Annotated in this window: 6 protein-coding genes and 2 tRNA genes; 7 read left to right on the forward strand and 1 reads right to left on the reverse strand. The window is 73.4% G+C overall.

Features of this window, described 5'->3' with window-relative positions; all coding sequences use genetic code 11:
• The 7 genes from AB0J52_RS28175 to AB0J52_RS28205 form a co-directional block, all read left to right on the forward strand.
• On the forward strand, positions 1-924 hold a 924-nt coding region (locus tag AB0J52_RS28175), incomplete at its 5' end, for a phenylacetate--CoA ligase family protein (protein ID WP_500185441.1).
• A 67-nt stretch (positions 925-991) separates the two neighbouring features.
• Positions 992-1,585 (forward strand): nicotinate-nucleotide adenylyltransferase, encoded by a 594-nt coding sequence (gene nadD / locus AB0J52_RS28180; RefSeq protein WP_500185442.1) that lies wholly within the window; start codon positions 992-994, stop codon positions 1,583-1,585.
• 208 nt (positions 1,586-1,793) lie between these two features.
• Entirely contained in the window at positions 1,794-2,204 is a 411-nt protein-coding gene (gene rsfS / locus AB0J52_RS28185; RefSeq protein ID WP_500185444.1) for a ribosome silencing factor, read from the forward strand.
• Positions 2,197-2,871, forward strand: a complete 675-nt coding sequence (locus tag AB0J52_RS28190) for a histidine phosphatase family protein (protein WP_500185445.1) — start codon at positions 2,197-2,199, stop codon at positions 2,869-2,871. Before rsfS ends, AB0J52_RS28190 begins: the two co-directional genes overlap by 8 nt.
• Positions 2,872-3,041: 170 nt before the next feature.
• Positions 3,042-3,114, forward strand: a tRNA-Ala gene (locus tag AB0J52_RS28195).
• A 150-nt stretch (positions 3,115-3,264) separates the two neighbouring features.
• Entirely contained in the window at positions 3,265-3,495 is a 231-nt protein-coding gene (locus AB0J52_RS28200; RefSeq protein WP_500185447.1) for a hypothetical protein, read from the forward strand.
• A gap of 139 nt (positions 3,496-3,634) precedes the next feature.
• Positions 3,635-3,707, forward strand: a tRNA-Ala gene (locus AB0J52_RS28205).
• A gap of 75 nt (positions 3,708-3,782) precedes the next feature.
• Here the strand turns inward: AB0J52_RS28205 and AB0J52_RS28210 are convergent.
• A partial coding sequence (locus AB0J52_RS28210; protein WP_500185449.1) for a baeRF2 domain-containing protein occupies positions 3,783-4,650 on the reverse strand: 868 nt, incomplete at its 5' end.

Genomic DNA, 4,650 nt, shown 5'->3' on the forward strand with positions numbered 1-4,650 from the left:
GTCCACAACGCCTACGGGTACGGCCTGTTCACCGGCGGCATGGGCGTCCACCAGGGCGCGGTGAGGCTCGGCGCGACCGTCGTCCCGATGTCGGGCGGCATGACCGAACGCCAGGTCCGGATGATCGCCGACCTGCGCCCGGACGTCCTGACCTGCACCCCCGCGTACGCGCTGCGGCTCGGGGAGGCGGCCGCCGAGGCCGGCGCGGACGTGTCGTCCCTCAAGGCGGGGGTCTTCGGCGCCGAGCCCTGGTCGGAGGAGCTGCGTGCCGCGATCCAGGCCGTCCTGCCGCTGAAGGCGCTCGACATCTACGGCCTCTCGGAGATCATCGGCCCCGGCGTCGCGACCGAGTGCCTGGAGCAGGACGGCCTGCACGTCAACGAGGACCACTTCATCGTCGAGGCCGTCGATCCCGCGACCGGCGGGCCCGTCCCGGACGGCACGCCCGGCGAGCTGGTCTTCACCACCCCGACCAAGCAGGCGCTGCCGCTCGTGCGGTACCGGACCGGGGACGTCGCCTCCCTCGCGCGCGGCGCCTGCGGCTGCGGCCGGACGCTCGTCCGCATGAGCAAGGTCATGGGCCGCGCCGACGACATGCTCGTCGTCCGGGGCGTGAACGTGTACCCGAGCGAGATCGAGCGGGTCCTGCTCGGCTCCGGCCTGGTGGGCCCGCACTACCAGATCGTCGTGGACCGCCGCGTCGAGGCGGCCGTCCGCCTGGTCGTCGCGTGCGAGGCCGTCTCCGCCGGCGGGGAGGGCGACGGCCCGTCCGCCGAACTCGTCCGGCTGCTGCGCGCCGACCTCGGGCTGCACGCGGACGTCGCCGTGCTGCCCGCCGGGGACGTCCCGCGCGTCGAGGTGGGAAAGGCCGTCCGGGTCGTCGAGTGGACGGACGGCGCCCCGCCCCTCCCCGGCCTCGGCTAGCCCGCCCGCCGGGACGGCCGGCGACCCGGCGCTGCGGCGCTCTCCGCCGCTGGCTATTCTCGTCGGCATGACGCAAAAGCGGCGTTTGGGGATCATGGGCGGCACGTTCGACCCGATCCACCACGGCCACCTGGTGGCCGCGAGCGAGGTGGCGCACTTCTTCGCGCTGGACGAAGTGATCTTCGTGCCCACCGGCATCTCCTCGCACAAGCCCGAGCAGCGGATCACCCCGGCCGAGGACCGCTACCTGATGGCCGTGATCGCCACCGCGTCCAACCCCCGGTTCTCGGTCAGCCGCATCGACATCGACCGGTCCGGCCCCACCTACACGGTGGACACGCTCCGCGACATGCACGCCGTGCACGGCCACGACAACGAGTTCTTCTTCATCACCGGCGCCGACGCGCTGGCCAAGATGCTCGACTGGCACGACACCGAGGAGCTGTTCGAGCTGGCCCACTTCGTCGGCGTCACCCGGCCGGGGCACCGGCTCACCGACCCGGGCCTGCCCGACGGCCGGGTCAGCCTGATGGAGGTCCCGGCGCTGGCGATCTCCTCCACCGAGTGCCGCGACCGCGTCCACGCGGGCGAGCCGATCTGGTACCTCGTCCCGGACGGCATCGTCCAGTACATCAACAAGCGCGACCTCTACCACCACTGACCCCGCGCCGCTCCCGACCCCTGCCCCCAGCCCCGCGGCGGACGCGGCCGGAAAAGCGGTGGCGGCCGCCCCATACCCTGGAAGGCGACAGACCGCCGCGGCCGTCCCGGCCCGCCGGCGGCATACGACCGACGCCGGGGGAGCCGGCCCGCCGCCATGAGAGGCTGTGGCCGGAAACCACCCCCACAGGGAGGATCACGAGCGCACCGTGACCGCATCCGACAGGGCCGCCAAGCTGGTCCGGCTCGCCGCCGAGGCGGCGGGCGACAAGCTGGCCGACGAAATTATCGCCTACGACGTGAGCGAGCAGCTCGTCATCACCGACGCGTTCGTGCTCTGCTCCGCCGCCAACGACCGGCAGGTCCGCTCGATCGTGGACGAGGTGGAGAAGCGCCTGCGCGAGGAGGCGGACGCCAAGCCCGTCCGCCGCGAGGGCGAGCGCGAGGGCCGCTGGGTCCTGCTCGACTACGTCGACGTGATCGTGCACGTCCAGCACGAGGAGGAGCGCGTCTTCTACGCCCTCGAGCGGCTGTGGAAGGACTGCCCGACCATCGAGCTCCCCGAGGACGTCAACGCGCACATGGCGCAGCGCGGCCGGTCGGCGGTCACCGGTGAGTGACGCCTCCCGCGCGGCGGACGGCGCTTCCGGGGCTCCGCGCGAGCCCGGAAGCCGCCGCCTGCTCCTGTGGCGGCACGGTCAGACCACCTGGAACGTGGAGCGCCGCTTCCAGGGCAAGACCGACATCCCCCTGGACGAGACGGGCGTGGCCCAGGCGCGGCGGGCGGCCCGGCTGCTCGGCGCGCTCAAGCCCACCGCGATCGTGTCGTCCCCCCTCGTGCGCGCGCGTGACACCGCGCAGAGCCTCGCCGACCTGACCGGCCTCCAGGTCGGGCTCGACCCCGAGCTGATCGAGCGCGACGGCGGCGAGTGGGAGGGCCTCAACGACCGCGAGATCCGCGAGCGGTACCCGCGGGAGCGCCTGCGCTGGGAACCGCCGGGCGGCGAGACCAGCCCGCAGGTCGCCAAGCGCGTCGGCATGGCCCTGGAGCGGCACGCCGCCTCCCTCGGCCCCGAGGACGTGCTGGTCGTCGCCTCGCACGGCGCGGCGCTGCGGCTCGGCATCGCGCACATGCTCGGCCTCCCCGAGGACAGCTGGGACCGGCTCGGCGGCCTGTCCAACTGCTGCTGGTCGGTGCTCACCGAGATGCGCGACGGCGGCTGGCGGCTGGCCGAGCACAACGCGGGCACCCTCCCGGAGCCCGTCATCGGCGACGACCGCGTCTGACGCCCGCGCATCCCCGTGCATGCCCGTGCCCGTCCGCGCGACCGCGCCCGCTGTGACGAGCGCGGACGGCGGCCGGGCCGGTCGCCGGGGCCGTATTCGATTCGTCTGAACGCCGCCGGTCCTATATGCTGGCGGAGCGCTGCGGGGATGACAGTCCATCGCAGTCGCGAGGGGCTATGGCGCAGTTGGTAGCGCGCCTCCATGGCATGGAGGAGGTCTGGGGTTCGAATCCCCATAGCTCCACAGACAAGAGGGCGGTGAGCCGAGGCTCACCGCCCTCTTCTCGTTCTCCCGGCCCTCCTTCTCGGCCCGCCTTCCTGATCAGTTTCAAAACGGACACTGTGCGCCGAAACTGGCGATAACACCCCAGCGGTGATGGTTTCCTTGACGACCATGGGACGACACCGCAGGGGAGCGCGGCGCGAGGTCACCGTCGCCGACCTGATCGACGCGCTGCGCCGGTACCCGGCCGACATGGAGGTGCGGCTCGCCACGCAGCCGCGCATGCCCCTGGAGCACAGTGTCGGGGCGGTCGCTGAGGCCGACGGCATGGTGTGGATCGGCGAGCGCCGCCAGGAGGGCTACGCCCCCGACGAGGTCCCCGAGCGCCTCGGCTGGCGTTGACCCGGAACCGTCCGGCGCCCGGTCGCCGGCCCGCACAGGCGCCCCGAACCGGGATTCGGGATGTCCGAAGCGCTCCCGGCATGCATTAAGCTTTTCCCTGCGGGTCGGCACGGAGACACTCCGAACGCGGGCCTGACGAGGGGCTATGGCGCAGTTGGTAGCGCGCCTCCATGGCATGGAGGAGGTCTGGGGTTCGAATCCCCATAGCTCCACAGCAACGAGAGGGGCCGGTGGCGACACCGGCCCCTCTCGCGTTCTCCCTGGTCAGAAGGCGTTCGACGGCTCCGTCAGTACCGCAGGACGGCCCCGACTCCCAGCTCCGCCTGCGGGGTCACGGCCGGCAGGATCGTCAGGTCCCCGTCGGTCGCGGCCACCGCCCGGATGAGCGCCGCGTCGGCGCGCTCCTCGGTCGGCTCCTCCACACCGAGTTCGCGGAGCCGGTCGGGGGACGCCGCGATCTCGTGCGGACGCGGCCCGACCCACAGCCGGGTCGGCGCGGTGGGGTCCTCGTCCAGCAGCAGCGACTCGACGCGTCCGCCGAACGCCGCCTCGGCGGTCCCGGGCAGGCCGGTCACGGCGCGGCGGCCGGCCGCCAGCTCCCGTTCGAAGCGCTCGGCCACCCGCATGATCCGTTCGGCGCGCTTCAGCTCCAGGATCCGCTCGACCTCGTCCGCCATGGCGGGCCCGTCCGGGCCGCGGTCGGTCTCGACGGTGTGCGGGAGCAGGTTCTCGCCCAGCTCCTCCATGACCGCCGACCGGGCGTGCGGGTCCCCGGCGAGGATCACCAGCTCGGCCCCGCAGCGCCGGGCCGAGGCCGCGACCTGGCGGCCGACCTTGCGCGCGTTGGCCTTCCACGCCTCCTCGGCGGCCCGCTGGTAGCGGGACTGGTTCCAGTCCCCGCCCTTGGGCTTGTGGATGGGGTACTCCTCGTCGCCGGGCACGTCGATGACCTGCGGGGGCGCGTCCGACGCGGCGTCCGGCGCGGAGTCGGGCCGCACACAGGTGATCTTCCCGCCGCGCCGGTCCACCGTCACCACCAGGTACGGGAACCGCTCGCCCAGCTCGGCCAGCAGCGGCAGGACGTGCGGGAGCGGCGCGCAGCGGGCCTGCTCGGCGCGCGGCGGACGGTGTCGGCCTGCGTCTGCTTCATCGGCT

The organism is Spirillospora sp. NPDC049652, assembly GCF_040675125.1.
Taxonomy (GTDB): Bacteria; Actinomycetota; Actinomycetes; order Streptosporangiales; family Streptosporangiaceae; genus Spirillospora.

Coding starts and splice junctions, on each gene's coding strand:
- nadD (WP_500185442.1), top strand. CDS start 992: ATGACGCAAAAGCGGCGTTTGGGGATCATGGGCGGCACGTTCGACCCG.
- AB0J52_RS28200 (WP_500185447.1), top strand. CDS start 3,265: ATGGGACGACACCGCAGGGGAGCGCGGCGCGAGGTCACCGTCGCCGAC.